Below are 15,674 nucleotides of genomic sequence, written 5' to 3' on the forward strand. Positions count from 1 at the left end.
TATACCCGACATAGCGCCCTTGCCTGAGGCGGCATAAATGCAACAATGCAGAAACATTATTATTACAGGAGAAGGGCGAATGATGACCACGGCTGAGGGGGGGCTGGCGTACCAGCGCTGGCTGGCGACGATCAATCAGGTCTGCGGCCATTTCGCCGCCCGGCCGCTGGAGGGCCGCTTTCACGGCGAGATTGACGCCCGCTACGCCGGCAGCCTCAAGGTCAGCACGGTCACCGCCGCCGGCGTCAATCTCTACCGCACGCGCAATGAGATAAAACGCGATAACGACGCCTGGTTCTATACCGTGTTTCAGCTCGCCGGCGAAGCGGTGATCGAACAGGACGATCGCCAGGTGACCCTGGCGGCGGGGGATATCACGTTGATCGATGCCGCCCGCCCGTGCTCTATCGTCTGGCAGCAGACCTCGCGTCAGGCTTCGCTGCTGCTGCCGCGCCAGCGGGTGGCGCCGACGGGCGAGATAGTTACCGCCTGCCGGCTGGATAAGTCTCTGCCGATGGTGCAGCTCAGCCAGCGACTGCTGCTGGAGAGTATGGGCGGCACGGCGCTCTCCGCCAGCGAAAGTGAAGCGGCGCTGGAGGCGATCGCCTGCCTGTTGCGCCCGGTGCTGCGCCAGCGTGAGCCGACCCCGTCCCGGCGGGACAAGCAGTTTCAGAAGATAATAGCGTTAATCGACGCATCCATTCAGTCGGAGCATCTGCGGCCGGAGTGGCTGGCCAGCGAGATGGGAATGTCGGTGCGCAGCCTCTATCGGCTGTTTGCCGACAAAGGGCTGGTGGTGGCGCAGTATATTAAGAACCGGCGGCTGGATCTGTGCGCCCGGGCGTTACAGGACGTCCACGATGACGAAAAGCTGGCGGGGATCGGCTACCGCTGGGGCTTCAGCGACCATAGCCATTTCTCCACCGCCTTTAAGCAGCGCTTTGGCGTCTCGCCGGGCGAATACCGCAAGCGCTGCCGCTAATTATTTGCGCAGCCACTGGCCGTTTAGCCCCTGAACGTACTCGCCGGGTTGAGCGCGGGCAACCAGCTTCTGTCCGGCCATTTTCGCTACCTCATCCACCGGCAGATTGTTGTCATCCGCCAGCTGCTGGTAGCTTTCACTGCGCGCGGCGTTGATCTGTTTCACCAGCGCCAGCGTCTCTTTATCCTGACGCAGCGGCGCCAGATAGCCGTTCAGCGTCTCCCCCACCCGCCCCTGCTGGCGCGCTTCGCTCAGGGTTAACGCCAGCGCGGGCGCGCTGAGCAGAGTTAGCGCCAGCGCCGCGGTTAACAGTCGTTTTCTCATCGTCGCCTCAGAACAAATCGCTGCGGGATTTCAGCAGGTTTTCCACATCCTTATCGACCTTGATATGGATCTCATGCTCAATTTTGACATTCATATTGATGGTGATGGGCTCTTTCGACGCCGCAATTTCGATACGCGGCGTACAGCCGGCGAGCAGCATCGACGCCACTATGGCCAGTAACAGCTTCTTCATTTAGGTTCCTTACATGTCTTACCGTCCGTACAGCGCCGCACGGGCAGCGTGGCATTTTGCTCAAGCCACGCCTGTAAATTGTCGCCGAAGCGTAAACTGCGCCACAGATCGAAAATATTCTCCTCATGAGCGTAGTTTAAATGCACGGTACTGCTTTTCCCGTCCACCCGGCTGGTGCCGTTGATGGCGGCTTTAAGCGTCAGCACGCCCAGATTGTTCAGGTTAATCTGCGTCGATGAACGGGAGATCTCCATATAGCGCAGCCAGTTGATCGCCGCCCCGGCGGAGACGTTGTCCGCCACCAGCGCATCGGCGGTGTCTTTATCCAGCCGCAGGGTCATCGGTCCGTCATTGCGCAGCCAGCCGTCGTGGATAATCCATTGATTGTTCTCCAGCCACAGCGGCAGCGCGCCGCTCACCGCCCCGGACATGGCGAACTGCTTCACCTTGACCGCGCTGGTCAGTTCGCTGCTGGAGATGTGCTGCAGACGGATCAGCGCCGGGTCGCGCTGCGGCATGCGCAGCTGCAGCAGGGTCAGCTTGCCGCCTAACAGGTCGACGCTGACGTCGCTAAGCTGCAGTGGATTGGCCTCGCTCCACGGCCAGGTGCCCTGCAGGTCCGCCGTCAGGTTGCGCGCGGTGACCTGGTTGACGATTTCGCCAATGCGTAGGGAGACCGGACGGCGGGTGCCCAGCTGCCAGTGGCCGTCGCTGAAGCGGAACGGCAGAACGAAGTCGACGCCGTTGATCTGGTTATCCGGCATCCAGGCGCTGCCGCCCTTCAGGACGCCATGGCCGCCTGCCTCAAATCCCTGCCCGGCTGCCGCCGAGAAGGCCACCTGCGCATAGAGTGTGCCTTCGCGCAGGTTCATCTTCCAGTCCGGCGGCACCAGCGGCTGGAATACCGTCAGCGACTGTTTTGGCCACCACGCCTGGCCGCGCAGCCGTTCGCCATCCCAGCGCCCGGTCAACCGCACCGGGCCAATGGTATCGGCGTGCAGCGCGCCGGTGAACTGGAACCACGTCGGGTCCCGGCCGTCGAGGGCGAATTTCAGCGTCGACGCCGGAAGATAGCTGCCGCCGGTGAAGGTAGTTTTTGCCGCATCCAGCGACAGCGCGCCGGTCAGCCGAGGATGCTCAGCATCGCGCAGCCAGCGGATCGGCTGCTCGAGGGTCAGACGCGGCGTGCTGACCCGCATCGTGCCGTACTCGAGCTTGTCGAAACCCGTGGAGAGGCTGCTCAGCGTAATGGCATTGTCCCGCCACTCACCGCTGCCCTTCACATCCCAGCGCGCCTGCATAGGCGTGAAATGCCCCTCGCCCCAGTAGCGCCACTGCCAGCGGCCGCTGTCGGGCAGAAAATCGTTCGCCAGACCGTCCAGGTGCAACGTAAAGTCGCCCATCTGCTGCTCATGGGCGCGGAGGATCGCCTGCAGGCGGCCATCGACGCCCTGCTGCGTGACCTTTACCCCGGCCAGCGGCCAGCGAATTTCGTCAATGTTCAGCGCGTCGATCACCCGCCCGCGCGACCGCAGTAGCGCCCCGGGGTGAAACGCCAGCTGCGGGCTGACCAGCGACCCGCTGAGCTGGGCCGGCAGCGCGGCGTAAAAGATCATCTCCCCCAGCTTGGCCTCGCCGGTGAGTCGCAGCGGCAGGTCGCTGTTATCCATGCTCAGCTTGCCCGGGCCGATATTCAGCACCGCGTTGCCTTTTCCGGCATGCCCCTCGGTGAGAACATTCAAGCGACCGCTGACGATCATCTGTTCCGTGCCCTGCTGCCAGTTACCCACCGACAGCGCCACGCGGCCGCTCAGCGGATACGCCTCGTAGCGGGTGCGCCAGCGGCCGTCGCTGATGGTGATCCGCTCCGGAGTGATCTCCCACGGCAGGTCGAGAATGGGCTCCACCTCGCCGCGTGGGGTGACCAGCAGCTGGCCGCGATTATGCTGCCACGTCAGCTCGGCATCGATCCATTCCGCAGTCTGCGGGAATTCGAAGGTGCCCTGCATCTGGCCATCGACCGGCAGGCCATCCGGCACCAGCGGCAGATGGAAGGTCCCCACCAGCTTCACCGGCGGCTGATCGTCAGCCAGCCGGGCGCTGAACTGGCTGACGGTAAGCGCCTGGCCGCGCAAGCGCGCCTGCAGGCTCAAATCGTTACCGGCAAAGCCGATCTCCTGCTGCGCAGGGGTCAGTGACATCACCAGCCGCCCCTGCCATTTTTCCCATGGCGACAGCCGCAGGTTATCAATAGTTAACCAGCTGTAGGGCAGCATCGATTGCCATTCGGCAAGGGTGCGCGGCGATCCGGGCGTGGGATCGCTGGCCGGCAGTTTGCTCAGGCAGGCGCTGTTGATCTCCAGTTGGTCAATATGCAGCCGCCAGCGGCTGGGGCGCGAGAGACGGGCATCGGTCACCCTGGCGAGTTCACACTCGCCCACCAGATAGCGCAGATCGGGGATCAGCAGGGCGGAACGCGTAAGACGCGGGCTCTCCTGCATAGCGATATGAGTGCCCACGGGCAGCCAGATGCCCGCCAGCGTCGGCACCCAGTGGGTCAGCGTCAACAGCAGGGTTAGCGGCAGTAACACCAGCGCTAACACCAGCGCGATGGCGGCTTTATATTTACCCTTCATGGGCAGTTAATATCCTGATTCAACATAAGTAAAAGCCGAAAGGCGCCCATTGTGACACGTTCGACCAGTGAGTGAAAGTTTGCGACCTGTTAAAGCATAGTTGCCAGCCGGTATCGCGGCGCGGCGATCGGCCGTCACCATTTAACTTTTGTTTAAGCACCCCCTGCCACACTCCAGAAAGATAGGTATTGCTTGCGGGAGAGACGGTGTCGTTAATTATCTCGCTCATTGAGAGCGCACAGGGCCACTATCCATTGGTATTACTGATGGTTTTCTTGCTCACTTTCACTAAATCCTGCGCGCTGGTGTCGCTGGCCATCCCGGGCACCTCCGGCCTGCTGCTGCTGGGGACATTCGCTTCCGCCAGCCTCGGTCATTTCCTGCTAATGTGGTCCAGCGCCAGCCTCGGCGCCATCGGCGGATTCTGGCTCTCGTGGTGGTTGGGCGTTCGCTATCGTCACCGCCTTACGCAGTTACGCTGGCTGACCGCCGAGCGGCTGGCCCGCAGCCGACTCTTTTTTCAGCGCCGCGGGCTGTGGGCGGTCTTTTTCAGCCGCTTTCTCTCTCCCCTGCGCGCCACCCTGCCCCTGGTCAGCGGCGCCAGCGGCCTGCCGCTGTGGTCGTTTCAGCTGGCTAACGTCAGCTCCGGTCTGCTGTGGCCGTTTCTGCTGCTCTCCCCCGGCGCTTTAAGCCTGAGTTTGTGGTAAAAAAAACTTTGTCTTTCAAAGAGATTCCTCAAATCCGCGATATGCTCTAGAATTAGGATAAGCACCTGCCATTTAAACTATTTTTTAATAATTGTACGATTATTTTAAATATGCTACCGTGACGTTATAATCACTGGAGAAAAGTCTTATGAAAATCGCGGTTTACAGTACGAAGCAGTACGATAAAAAGTACCTGCAGCACGTGAATGATACCTACGGCTTTGAACTGGAATTCTTCGACTTCCTGCTGACAGAGAAAACCGCCAAAACCGCCAACGGTTGCGAAGCGGTATGCATCTTCGTCAATGACGACGGCAGCCGTCCGGTGCTGGAGGAGCTGAAGGCCCACGGCGTGAAGTATATCGCCCTGCGCTGCGCCGGGTTTAACAACGTCGACCTCGAGGCGGCGAAAGAGCTTGGCCTGCGCGTCGTGCGCGTCCCGGCCTACTCGCCGGAAGCGGTGGCTGAGCATGCGATCGGCATGATGATGTCGCTTAACCGCCGCATCCACCGCGCCTACCAGCGTACCCGTGATGCTAATTTCTCCCTGGAAGGCCTCACCGGTTTCACCATGTATGGCAAAACCGCCGGGGTGATCGGCACCGGGAAAATTGGCGTGGCGATGCTGCGGATCCTCAAAGGTTTTGGCATGCGTCTGCTGGCGTTCGACCCGTACCCAAGCGCCGCCGCGCTGGAGTTGGGGGTGGAATATGTCGACCTCGCCACGCTGTACAAGGAGTCGGACGTGATCTCCCTGCACTGCCCGCTGACCGACGAAAACTACCATCTGCTCAATCGCGGGGCCTTCGATCAGATGAAGGACGGAGTGATGGTGATTAACACCAGCCGCGGCGCGCTGATCGACTCCCAGGCGGCCATCGATGCCCTGAAGCACCAAAAAATCGGCGCACTGGGGCTGGACGTTTATGAGAACGAACGCGATCTGTTCTTCGAAGACAAATCCAACGACGTGATCCAGGATGACGTCTTCCGTCGCCTCTCCGCCTGCCACAACGTGCTGTTCACCGGCCATCAGGCGTTCCTCACCGCCGAGGCGCTTATCAGCATTTCGGAGACCACCCTGGGCAATCTGCAGCAGGTCGCCAACGGTGAAACCTGCCCAAACGCTATCGTCTGATTCCTTTCCCTTTTGTGCTCCTCTCCCCGGGGGGAGCACATTCAGATAATCCCCACAGATCCCCGCTGCGATACCGTTACACTGGCTTTGTTTTATTAGTAATGTGAATGTTTTGGAGTGAAAATGAACAAATTTGCGGCATTACTGGCGGCAGGGTTGCTGCTGTCCGGCTGTGTCTATAACAGTAAGGTGTCCACCGGCGCGGAACAGCTACAGCATCATCGTTTCGTGCTGACCAGCGTCAACGGCCAGGCGGTAAACGCTGGCGACCGGCCGCTGGAGCTGAGCTTCGGCGAGAAGATGGCTATCACCGGCAATATGTATGTTTCGGGCAATATGTGCAACGGCTTCAGCGGGGAAGGTAAGGTGTCGGACGGCGAGCTGAAGGTCAAATCGCTGGCGATGACCCGGATGCTGTGCCACGATGCCCAGCTTAATACCCTTGATGCGACCATTGGTAAGATGCTGCGCGAGGGCGCGCAGGTCGATCTGACGGAAAACCAGTTGACGCTGGCGACCGCCGACCAGACGCTGGTCTATAAGCTCGCCGACCTGATGCACTAGCCGGCGTTTTGAGCCCGCTGCGGAGCTGCCATTAATAGCCGCAGCTTCCGCCCGCCAGCGCCTGCTCGCTGCAGCGTTTACCGTTCGGCAGCGCGCACATGCCAATCGCTGAACCATCGAGCTGACGAGCCACCGATAACGAGCCGCCTATCATGGCGCAGTTGGCCTGACCGGCGTCGCTCATCGCCGCCCGCATTCCTGGCGTGACGTGCGCCGCCGTGGCCTGCTGAACGGGTTCACTACTGCACGCCGACAGCAACAGCGCCGCACATCCCACTAACATCGCAGCTCGCATTTTCTCTCCCCTCGGAAACGTCTTAAATAGCAAACCCAAGAATAATAGGCAGCGTGGTGCGCGGCGTCGAGAGGGGAAGTACGTATTTATGCGTCTCATTAACATTTTCTAGCAAATTTCTGCGTAAAGGTTGATCTGCACCGGGATAGTCACCGGGCGATGGCTCGCCTTCACGTCCAGAAAAGCTACTTTCTCCGCGAACCGCGCAAAATATTGATCTGGTCACGGGTAGCCGTCGTATTGAGGACACAAATGCAAAAATGGCGGCGCCAACGGTTTGCTAAACTACCTCTTATATAATTACAGGGCGCGTCGCGGTTTCACGCGTCCATTCTTTTGCGCAATGTAAGGGTGTCTTCATATGATTACGATTGATGGTAATGGCGCGGTCGCTTCCGTCGCGTTTCGCACCAGTGAAGTTATCGCCATCTACCCGATCACGCCCAGTTCAACGATGGCGGAACAGGCTGACGCCTGGGCCGGCAATGGGCTGAAAAACGTCTGGGGCGATGTGCCACGCGTGGTCGAAATGCAGTCGGAGGCAGGCGCCATTGGCGCCGTACATGGCGCGCTGCAGACTGGCGCCCTCTCCACGTCCTTTACCTCATCGCAGGGCCTGCTGCTGATGATCCCCACGCTGTACAAACTGGCCGGCCAGCTGATGCCGTTTGTCCTGCACGTCGCCGCCCGCACTGTCGCCACCCACGCGCTGTCGATCTTCGGCGACCATTCCGATGTGATGGCGGTCCGTCAGACCGGGTGCGCCATGCTGTGCGCCAGCAGCGTTCAGGAAGCGCAGGATTTCGCGCTGATCTCGCATATCGCCACGCTGCAAAGCCGGGTGCCGTTTATTCATTTCTTTGATGGTTTCCGCACTTCGCACGAAATCAACAAAATCGCCCCGCTGGCGGATGACACGATTCGCGCCCTGCTGCCGCAGGAGAAAATCGCTGAGCATCGCCAGCGCGCGCTCAATCCGGAACACCCGGTGATCCGCGGGACCTCCGCTAACCCTGACACCTACTTCCAGTCGCGGGAGGCCACCAACCCGTGGTACGACGCGGTTTATGATCATGTCGAGAAAGCGATGGATGACTTCGCCGCCGCCACCGGCCGCCAGTACAAACCGTTTGAGTTTTACGGCCATCCGCAGGCGGAACGCGTGATCGTCATTATGGGCTCGGCCATCGGCACCTGCGAAGAGGTGGTCGATGAACTGCTGAGCCGCGGCGAGAAAGTCGGCGTCCTGAAAGTGCGCCTCTATCGCCCATTCTCCGCCGCCCACCTGCTGGCAGCGCTGCCGGAAAGCGCCCGGGCGGTGGCGGTGCTGGATCGCACCAAAGAACCTGGCGCGCACGCGGAGCCACTGTATCTCGACGTGATGACCGCCCTGGCGGAAGCCTTTAACCGCGGCGAGCGCGAGACGCTGCCGCGGACCATCGGCGGCCGCTACGGTCTCTCTTCCAAGGAGTTCGGTCCGGAATGCGTGCTGGCGATATTCCATGAGCTGCAGGCCGCCCAGCCGAAGCCGCGCTTTACCGTCGGCATCTATGACGACGTGACCAACCTGTCGCTGCCGCTGGGCGAAAATACTCTGCCATCAGAGGCCAAGCTCGAAGCGCTGTTCTACGGCCTCGGTAGCGACGGCAGCGTGTCGGCCACCAAAAATAATATCAAAATCATCGGCAATTCCACCCCGTGGTTCTCCCAGGGGTACTTTGTCTATGACTCGAAGAAGGCCGGCGGCCTGACCGTCTCCCATCTGCGGGTCAGCGAAAAGCCGATTCGTTCTTCGTATCTGATTTCGCAGGCCGATTTCGTTGGCTGCCACCAGCTGCAGTTTATCGATAAATACCAGATGGCCGAGCGGCTGAAGCCCGGCGGCATTTTCCTGCTCAACACGCCGTACAGCGCCGATGAAGTCTGGTCCCGCCTGCCGCAGGAAGTGCAGGCCACCCTGAATCAGAAAAAAGCGCGTTTTTACGTGGTCAACGCGGCGAAGATCGCCCGCGAATGTAGCCTCGGGGCGCGCATTAATACCGTGATGCAGATGGCGTTCTTCCATCTGACTCACATCCTGCCTGGCGACAGCGCGCTGGCGGAACTGCAGGCGGCCATCGCCAAAAGCTACAGCAGCAAAGGCCAGGAGCTGGTGGAACGCAACTGGCAGGCGCTGGCCCTGGCCCGCGAATCGCTGGCGGAAGTGCCGCTGCAGCCGGTGAATGCCAACAGTCCGAACCGCCCGCCGGTGGTCTCCGACGCCGCGCCGGATTTCGTCAAAACGGTCACCGCCGCGATGCTGGCCGGTCTCGGCGATGCGCTGCCGGTCTCCGCCCTGCCGCCGGACGGCACCTGGCCCATGGGCACCACGCGCTGGGAGAAACGCAACATCGCCGAAGAGATCCCCATCTGGAAGGAAGCGCTATGTACCCAGTGCAACCACTGCGTCGCCGCCTGCCCGCACTCGGCGATCCGCGCCAAAGTGGTCGCGCCGGAAGAGATGGAGAACGCCCCTGCCAGTCTGCACTCGCTGGACGTCAAGTCCCGCGATATGCGCGGGCAGAAATACGTACTGCAGGTCGCCCCGGAAGACTGCACCGGCTGCAACCTGTGCGTGGAAGTGTGCCCGGCAAAAGATCGCCAGAATCTGGAGATCAAGGCCATCAATATGATGTCGCGCCTGGAGCATGTGGAAGAGGAGAAAGTGAATTACGATTACTTCCTCAACCTGCCGGAAATCGACCGCAGCAAACTGGAGCGTATTGATATCCGCACTTCGCAGCTGATCAGCCCGCTGTTTGAATACTCCGGCGCCTGCTCCGGCTGTGGCGAAACGCCGTATATCAAACTGCTGACCCAGCTGTATGGCGACCGGATGCTGATTGCCAATGCCACCGGCTGCTCATCCATTTACGGCGGCAACCTGCCCTCGACCCCGTACACGACCGACGCCAACGGCCGCGGCCCGGCGTGGGCCAACTCGCTGTTTGAGGATAACGCTGAATTCGGGCTCGGCTTCCGCTTAACCGTCGATCAACATCGCCAGCGCGTGATGCGCCTGCTGAGCGAATTCGCCGATCAGCTGCCGGCAGAGCTGAACGCGGCGCTGCATGCCGAGGCGACGCCGGAAGCGCGCCGTGAACAGGTGGCGGCCCTGCGCCAGGCGCTGACCGGGGTGCAAGGCGCTGAAGAGCTGCTGACCGATGCCGACGCGCTGGTGGAGAAATCCGTCTGGCTGATCGGCGGCGACGGCTGGGCCTACGATATCGGCTTCGGCGGCCTGGATCATGTGCTGAGCCTGACGGAAAACGTCAACATTCTGGTGCTGGATACCCAGTGTTACTCCAACACCGGCGGCCAGGCGTCAAAAGCCACCCCGCTGGGGGCGGTCACTAAGTTTGGCGAGCACGGTAAACGCAAGGCGCGCAAAGATCTTGGCGTCAGCATGATGATGTACGGTCATGTCTATGTGGCGCAGATTTCGCTGGGCGCGCAGCTGAACCAGACGGTGAAAGCGATTCAGGAAGCGGAAGCCTATCCGGGGCCGTCGCTGATCATCGCCTACAGTCCTTGCGAAGAGCATGGCTACGATCTGGCGCTCAGCCACGATCAAATGCGTCAGCTGACCGCCACCGGCTTCTGGCCGCTCTACCGCTTCGACCCACGTCGGGCGGAAGAAGGCAAGATCCCGCTGGCGCTCGACTCTCGCCCACCGTCAGACGCCCTGGCTGAGACGCTGCTCAATGAGCAACGCTTCCGTCGCCTGAACGCCCAGCAGCCGGAAGTGGCGGAGCAGCTGTGGAAAGATGCTGCCGCCGACCTGCAGAAGCGCTACGACTTCCTCGCCCAGCTGGCTGGCAAAGCGGAGAAATCACCGAGCGAGAGCTAAGGTTATTTTCCATCCCGCAGCCATAAAAAAAGCCCGAACATGAAGTTCGGGCTTGTCGTTTTACCGATAACAAAATCATTCCGCAGAATGCGACGGCAAATAAAAATGCTTGGCATGACAATAAAGGCATATAACGCTCGAATAATACGTGATCAAACTGAATATGTATAATTTTTATTTTGTATATTAGTTGAAGATGTATTCATCATAATTATCACCATTACTTCAGTATTATTTTATTTAGATTTTACTTATATCGTAACAATTGAGTCTTACCATATCTCAGACCGCTCCTTTAGCATGAGTTCACTTCCTTCCCGGAAGCTAAAACATAAAAACAGTTAAAGGAATTTCTTCATGAAAAGAAAAGTACTGGCCCTCGTTATTCCGGCTTTATTAGCCGCTGGCGCCGCGCATGCGGCGGAAATTTATAATAAAGACGGAAATAAATTAGATGTCTATGGCAAGGTAGACGGTCTGCACTATTTCTCCAGCGACTCGAAAAAAGACGGCGACCAAACTTACGTTCGCTTTGGCTTTAAAGGCGAAACCCAGATCAACGATATGCTCACCGGTTACGGCCAGTGGGAATACAACGTTCAGGCCAACAATACCGAAAGCGCCGGCGATCAGGCGTGGACCCGTCTGGCCTTCGCCGGTATCAAAGTGGGCGATTACGGTTCCTTCGACTACGGTCGTAACTACGGCGTGCTGTACGACGTCGAAGGCTGGACCGATATGCTGCCGGAGTTCGGCGGCGACTCTTACACCTATGCGGATAACTTTATGGCAGGCCGCGCCAACGGCGTCGCGACCTACCGTAACAGCGACTTCTTCGGTCTGGTAGACGGTCTGAACTTCGCCCTGCAGTATCAGGGTAAAAACGAAGGCCAGAACGCCCAGGACATCAACGTCGGCACCAACAACCGCAGCAGCGACAGCGATGTTCGCTTTGACAACGGCGACGGTTTCGGTCTTTCCACCTCCTATAACTTCGGCATGGGCATCAGCGCGGCAGCGGCCTACACCTCATCTGACCGTACCAACGACCAGATGACCCAGACCAACGCCCGTGGCGATAAAGCTGAAGCCTGGACCGCTGGCCTGAAGTACGACGCCAACAATATCTACCTGGCGACCATGTACTCTGAAACCCGCAACATGACCCCTTACGGCAACGACGGCGTGGCCAACAAAACGCAAAACTTCGAAGTCACCGCTCAGTATCAGTTCGACTTTGGTCTGCGTCCGGCTATCTCCTATCTGCAGTCCAAAGGCAAAGATCTCTATAATACCGGCAGCTACGCCGATAAAGATCTGGTCAAATATATGGACGTCGGCGCCACCTATTACTTCAACCGTAATATGTCAACCTACGTTGATTACAAAATCAATCTGCTGGATGACAACGACAGCTTCTACAAAGACAACGGTATCTCTACCGACAACATCGTCGCGTTGGGCCTGGTTTACCAGTTCTGATGCGCCAGCCCGCCGGTTCCGGCGGGCTTTCTCTCTCTTTGCATCGCATCAGCTAAAACAAAACAATATATCCCACCGCTTAAAATAGCCGTCCATTTAGTGATATAGTCGTGCTCAGTCAGTGCCTGCCCGAGGACGTCCATCATGCATCATCACCCGGTAAAATCTTCCCGAATTATCTCTGTCGCCTATGATGACGCTTCCGCCACGCTGGAAATTTGTTTTTATCACCAGCCGCCGTTGCAATATACCGGCGTTCCACCGCGTATTTTTCGTGACTTTTTACAGGTGGTGTCAAAAGGTCGCTTTTATGACGGCGTGATAAAGGGAAAATTTCCCGAACACAAGTCACGTTAATGTCAAAGTGTGACTGCGGTCATGATACAAAACGTGCCATAATGCCGTACAATATGAGGGGATACTTAAACAGGAGGTTTTATGAGCAGAATGATTCTTGTCCCCATCGATATCTCTGATAAAGAATTTACTGAACGCATTATCAGTCACGTTGAATCGGAAGCGCGGATTGACGACGCTGAGGTCCATTTCCTCTCCGTTATCCCTTCCCTGCCTTATTATGCCTCACTGGGAATGGCCTATACCGCCGAACTGCCTGGTATGGATGAGCTGCGTGAAGGAACGGAAACGCAGCTTAAAGAACTCGCGAAACAGTTCTCTATCCCGGAAGATCGGAAACATTTTCACGTTGCCGAAGGATCGCCAAAAGATAAGATCCTGGCCCTCGCCAAGTCGCTACCCGCCGACCTGGTGATCATTGCTTCGCACCGGCCGGATATCACCACCTATCTGCTGGGCTCCAACGCCGCCGCGGTGGTCCGCCACGCCGAGTGCTCGGTGCTGGTCGTCCGCTAGCGCCATAGCCCGCCGCCCGGCGGGCTGTTTATTTTTACTTCTGCTCCATCAGCTTGCCTGCCCACAGCGGAAAGTGCCGGAAAGATGCTGACATTCCGCCCCTGAATCCGTACCATACACGCCACGGTTGTCTGTCAGACCTCATTAATTGCTACGCGCCAGCGCCACGTTGTCCAGCGGCTGGCACAACGCGTGCTCTTCTGATGCCACACTATGAATTGAGCCACTATTACATGCTGCAAAATCAAGAAATTAGTAAAAAAGAAAAATACAACATCGATAAGCTGCAGAAACGTCTGCGCCGCAACGTCGGTGAGGCGATCGCCGACTTCAATATGATTGAAGAGGGCGACCGCATTATGGTTTGTCTGTCAGGCGGCAAGGACAGCTATACCATGCTGGAGATCCTGCGTAACCTGCAGAAAAGCGCGCCCATCTCCTTCTCGCTGGTGGCGGTGAATCTCGACCAGAAACAGCCCGGGTTCCCGGAGCATATTCTGCCGGCGTATCTTGAGCAGCTGGGCGTTGAATATAAGATTGTTGAAGAGAACACCTACGGCATCGTCAAAGAGAAGATCCCGGAAGGGAAAACCACCTGCTCGCTGTGCTCTCGCCTGCGTCGCGGCATTCTCTACCGTACCGCCACCGAACTTGGCGCCACCAAGATTGCCCTCGGCCATCATCGAGACGACATCCTGCAGACGCTGTTCCTGAATATGTTCTACGGCGGCAAAATGAAAGGAATGCCGCCGAAGCTGATGAGCGACGACGGCAAACACATCGTCATCCGCCCGCTGGCCTACTGCCGCGAAAAGGACATCGAGCGCTTCTCCCAGGCCAAGGGCTTCCCGATCATTCCTTGCAACCTGTGCGGTTCGCAGCCTAACCTGCAGCGCCAGGTGATCGCCGATATGCTTCGCGACTGGGATAAGCGTTATCCGGGACGCATTGAAACCATGTTTAGCGCAATGCAGAACGTGGTGCCTTCGCACTTGAGCGACGTTAATCTGTTTGATTTTAAAGGCATCACCCACGGCTCCGAGGTGGTGGACGGCGGCGATTTAGCGTTTGACAGGGAAGAGATTCCCCTGCAGCCTGCCGGCTGGCAGCCGGAGGAAGAGGACGCCCGGTTGGATGAGCTGCGTCTGAACGTAGTGGAAGTGAAGTAACCCGCAAGCGTCTCAGGCCGCCGCCTGAGACGCGCTATTCTGCCCTTACTTCAGCAGTCGTACGCGGCAGGCTTTGCCTTTGATCTTGCCGTTTTGTAACTGCTTATACGCCTTCTGCGCCATATTCTGGCGGATCGCCACATAGACGTGGGCCGGGTGGACGTTAATTTTGCCGATATCGGCGCCATCAAATCCCATATCACCGGTCAACGCCCCCAGCACATCCCCCGGGCGCATTTTCGCCTTTTTTCCGCCGTCGATGCACAGCGTCGCCATCTCCGCCGTCAGCGGCGTGATAGCGTTGCCCGCCGGCGCCGGCAGCCAGTTGAGGGATAACTGCAGCATGTCGGCCAGAATGGTGGCGCGCTGCGCCTCTTCCGGCGCGCAGAAGCTGATAGCCAGACCTTGTTCGCCGGCGCGGGCGGTACGGCCGATGCGGTGCACATGCACTTCCGGATCCCAGGCCAGCTCGAAGTTCACCACCAGCGCGAGAGATTTGATGTCCAGGCCGCGGGCAGCGACATCGGTCGCCACCAGAACCCGGACGCTGCCGTTCGCGAAGCGCACCAGCGTTTGATCGCGGTCGCGCTGCTCGAGGTCACCGTGCAGCGATAATGCGCTCTGCCCGGCGGCGTTGAGCGCATCGCAGACCGCCTGGCAATCGCGCTTGGTATTGCAGAACACCACGCAGGACGCCGGCTGATGCTGGCTGAGCAGACGCTGGAGCAGCGCAATCTTACCGTGGCGGGAAACTTCAAAGAACTGCTGTTCGATAGCCGGTAACGCATCGACGCTGTCAATCTCAATCGTTTCCGGATGACGCTGCACCCGGCCGCTGATCGCCGCGATTGCCGCAGGCCAGGTGGCGGAAAACAGCAGCGTCTGCCGGTCAGCCGGCGCGAAGCGGATCACCTCGTCGATGGCGTCGCTGAAGCCCATATCGAGCATGCGGTCCGCTTCATCCATCACCAGGGTCTGCAGCGCGTCGAGAGAGACCGTCCCCTTCTGCAGATGATCGAGCAGACGGCCCGGAGTGGCGACGATAATATGCGGGGCGTGTTGCAGTGAATCGCGCTGGGCGCCAAACGGCTGCCCGCCGCAGAGCATCAAAATCTTGATGTTCGGCAGGCAGCGCGCCAGACGGCGCAGCTCGCCGGCAACCTGATCGGCCAGTTCGCGGGTCGGACACAGCACCAGCGACTGGGTCTCAAAGCGCGACGGATCGATATGCTGCAGCAGACCCAGCCCGAAGGCGGCCGTTTTTCCGCTGCCGGTTTTTGCCTGCACGCGCACATCTTTCCCCGCGAGGATCGCCGGCAGGGCGGCGGCCTGAACCGGCGTCATCGACAGATAACCCAGCTCGTTAAGGTTGGCTAATTGGGCGGCAGGTAAAACAGTCAGGGTAGAAAAAGCGGTCACAAT

At 59.0% G+C, this 15,674-nt stretch carries 15 protein-coding genes; 9 read left to right on the top strand and 6 right to left on the bottom strand.

The features are described 5' to 3' along the window. Positions 1-79 precede the first annotated feature (79 nt). The gene (gene feaR / locus GT756_RS00720; RefSeq protein ID WP_032455921.1) at positions 80-982 is read left to right on the top strand and encodes a transcriptional regulator FeaR; all 903 of its coding nucleotides are present in this window, start codon (positions 80-82) and stop codon (positions 980-982) included. On the opposite strand, the gene GT756_RS00725 is transcribed toward feaR, so the two are convergent. From GT756_RS00725 to GT756_RS00735, 3 genes are read right to left on the bottom strand one after another with little or no spacing between them, the layout of a single operon-like run. Further along, on the bottom strand, positions 983-1,306 hold the full coding sequence (locus tag GT756_RS00725; RefSeq protein ID WP_004204018.1) for a YdbL family protein: 324 nt from the start codon (positions 1,304-1,306) through the stop codon (positions 983-985). It abuts the gene before it with no gap. A gap of 7 nt (positions 1,307-1,313) precedes the next feature. Next, positions 1,314-1,499, bottom strand: coding sequence for a YnbE family lipoprotein (locus tag GT756_RS00730; protein ID WP_004204017.1), 186 nt, complete (start codon positions 1,497-1,499; stop codon positions 1,314-1,316). Next, positions 1,496-4,135: a YdbH family protein gene (locus GT756_RS00735; protein WP_135698523.1), complete on the bottom strand. Its 2,640-nt coding sequence runs from the start codon at positions 4,133-4,135 to the stop codon at positions 1,496-1,498. The genes GT756_RS00730 and GT756_RS00735 overlap by 4 nt, the downstream gene beginning before the upstream one ends. Before the next feature lie 206 nt (positions 4,136-4,341). On the opposite strand from GT756_RS00735, the gene GT756_RS00740 reads away from it, so the two are divergent. The 3 genes from GT756_RS00740 (at position 4,342) to hslJ (ending at position 6,544) form a co-directional block, all read left to right on the top strand. Then, positions 4,342-4,842: a DedA family protein gene (locus tag GT756_RS00740; RefSeq protein ID WP_004204015.1), complete on the top strand. Its 501-nt coding sequence runs from the start codon at positions 4,342-4,344 to the stop codon at positions 4,840-4,842. A 148-nt stretch (positions 4,843-4,990) separates the two neighbouring features. Then, on the top strand, positions 4,991-5,980 hold the full coding sequence (locus GT756_RS00745) for a 2-hydroxyacid dehydrogenase (protein WP_004204014.1): 990 nt from the start codon (positions 4,991-4,993) through the stop codon (positions 5,978-5,980). A 123-nt stretch (positions 5,981-6,103) separates the two neighbouring features. After that, positions 6,104-6,544, top strand: coding sequence for a heat shock protein HslJ (gene hslJ / locus GT756_RS00750; RefSeq protein WP_004204013.1), 441 nt, complete (start codon positions 6,104-6,106; stop codon positions 6,542-6,544). Between the two features lie 31 nt (positions 6,545-6,575). Here the strand turns inward: hslJ and GT756_RS00755 are convergent, their stop codons facing one another. Continuing rightward, the gene (locus GT756_RS00755) at positions 6,576-6,839 is read right to left on the bottom strand and encodes a DUF333 domain-containing protein (RefSeq protein WP_004140155.1); all 264 of its coding nucleotides are present in this window, start codon (positions 6,837-6,839) and stop codon (positions 6,576-6,578) included. A gap of 361 nt (positions 6,840-7,200) precedes the next feature. On the opposite strand from GT756_RS00755, the gene nifJ reads away from it, so the two are divergent. Both nifJ and ompK37 read left to right on the top strand, forming a co-directional pair. Continuing rightward, positions 7,201-10,728, top strand: a complete 3,528-nt coding sequence (nifJ, locus tag GT756_RS00760) for a pyruvate:ferredoxin (flavodoxin) oxidoreductase (RefSeq protein WP_160124506.1) — start codon at positions 7,201-7,203, stop codon at positions 10,726-10,728. 357 nt (positions 10,729-11,085) lie between these two features. Further along, positions 11,086-12,210, top strand: coding sequence for a porin OmpK37 (gene ompK37, locus GT756_RS00765; protein WP_023318087.1), 1,125 nt, complete (start codon positions 11,086-11,088; stop codon positions 12,208-12,210). Here ompK37 and GT756_RS00770 read toward each other — a convergent pair. Beyond that, a complete protein-coding gene (locus GT756_RS00770; protein WP_160124507.1) occupies positions 12,198-12,356 on the bottom strand; it encodes a hypothetical protein in 159 nt (52 codons plus the stop codon). The two genes, ompK37 and GT756_RS00770, sit on opposite strands and share 13 nt — an antisense overlap. On the opposite strand from GT756_RS00770, the gene GT756_RS00775 reads away from it, so the two are divergent. From GT756_RS00775 to ttcA, 3 genes are all read left to right on the top strand, one after another. Further along, positions 12,355-12,567 (top strand): KTSC domain-containing protein, encoded by a 213-nt coding sequence (locus tag GT756_RS00775; protein WP_004203998.1) that lies wholly within the window; start codon positions 12,355-12,357, stop codon positions 12,565-12,567. The two genes, GT756_RS00770 and GT756_RS00775, sit on opposite strands and share 2 nt — an antisense overlap. Positions 12,568-12,648: 81 nt before the next feature. Next, the gene (gene uspF, locus GT756_RS00780; protein WP_017898748.1) at positions 12,649-13,083 is read left to right on the top strand and encodes a universal stress protein UspF; all 435 of its coding nucleotides are present in this window, start codon (positions 12,649-12,651) and stop codon (positions 13,081-13,083) included. Between the two features lie 233 nt (positions 13,084-13,316). Continuing rightward, on the top strand, positions 13,317-14,252 hold the full coding sequence (gene ttcA / locus GT756_RS00785) for a tRNA 2-thiocytidine(32) synthetase TtcA (protein WP_008805150.1): 936 nt from the start codon (positions 13,317-13,319) through the stop codon (positions 14,250-14,252). 45 nt (positions 14,253-14,297) lie between these two features. On the opposite strand, the gene dbpA is transcribed toward ttcA, so the two are convergent. After that, positions 14,298-15,671, bottom strand: coding sequence for an ATP-dependent RNA helicase DbpA (dbpA, locus tag GT756_RS00790; protein WP_004203986.1), 1,374 nt, complete (start codon positions 15,669-15,671; stop codon positions 14,298-14,300). Between the last annotated feature and the right edge of the window lie 3 nt (positions 15,672-15,674).

This window comes from Klebsiella sp. Q2 (assembly GCF_009900705.1).
In the GTDB taxonomy this organism is placed as follows: Bacteria; Pseudomonadota; Gammaproteobacteria; order Enterobacterales; family Enterobacteriaceae; genus Klebsiella; species Klebsiella quasipneumoniae.

Excerpts from the sequence above, each read along its gene's own strand:
- feaR (WP_032455921.1), top strand. The coding sequence starts at position 80 with ATGATGACCACGGCTGAGGGGGGGCTGGCGTACCAGCGCTGGCTGGCG.
- GT756_RS00725 (WP_004204018.1), bottom strand. The coding sequence starts at position 1,306 with ATGAGAAAACGACTGTTAACCGCGGCGCTGGCGCTAACTCTGCTCAGC.
- GT756_RS00730 (WP_004204017.1), bottom strand. The coding sequence starts at position 1,499 with ATGAAGAAGCTGTTACTGGCCATAGTGGCGTCGATGCTGCTCGCCGGC.
- GT756_RS00735 (WP_135698523.1), bottom strand. The coding sequence starts at position 4,135 with ATGAAGGGTAAATATAAAGCCGCCATCGCGCTGGTGTTAGCGCTGGTG.
- GT756_RS00745 (WP_004204014.1), top strand. The coding sequence starts at position 4,991 with ATGAAAATCGCGGTTTACAGTACGAAGCAGTACGATAAAAAGTACCTG.
- hslJ (WP_004204013.1), top strand. The coding sequence starts at position 6,104 with ATGAACAAATTTGCGGCATTACTGGCGGCAGGGTTGCTGCTGTCCGGC.
- GT756_RS00755 (WP_004140155.1), bottom strand. The coding sequence starts at position 6,839 with ATGCGAGCTGCGATGTTAGTGGGATGTGCGGCGCTGTTGCTGTCGGCG.
- nifJ (WP_160124506.1), top strand. The coding sequence starts at position 7,201 with ATGATTACGATTGATGGTAATGGCGCGGTCGCTTCCGTCGCGTTTCGC.
- ompK37 (WP_023318087.1), top strand. The coding sequence starts at position 11,086 with ATGAAAAGAAAAGTACTGGCCCTCGTTATTCCGGCTTTATTAGCCGCT.
- GT756_RS00775 (WP_004203998.1), top strand. The coding sequence starts at position 12,355 with ATGCATCATCACCCGGTAAAATCTTCCCGAATTATCTCTGTCGCCTAT.
- GT756_RS00770 (WP_160124507.1), bottom strand. The coding sequence starts at position 12,356 with ATGATGGACGTCCTCGGGCAGGCACTGACTGAGCACGACTATATCACT.
- uspF (WP_017898748.1), top strand. The coding sequence starts at position 12,649 with ATGAGCAGAATGATTCTTGTCCCCATCGATATCTCTGATAAAGAATTT.
- ttcA (WP_008805150.1), top strand. The coding sequence starts at position 13,317 with ATGCTGCAAAATCAAGAAATTAGTAAAAAAGAAAAATACAACATCGAT.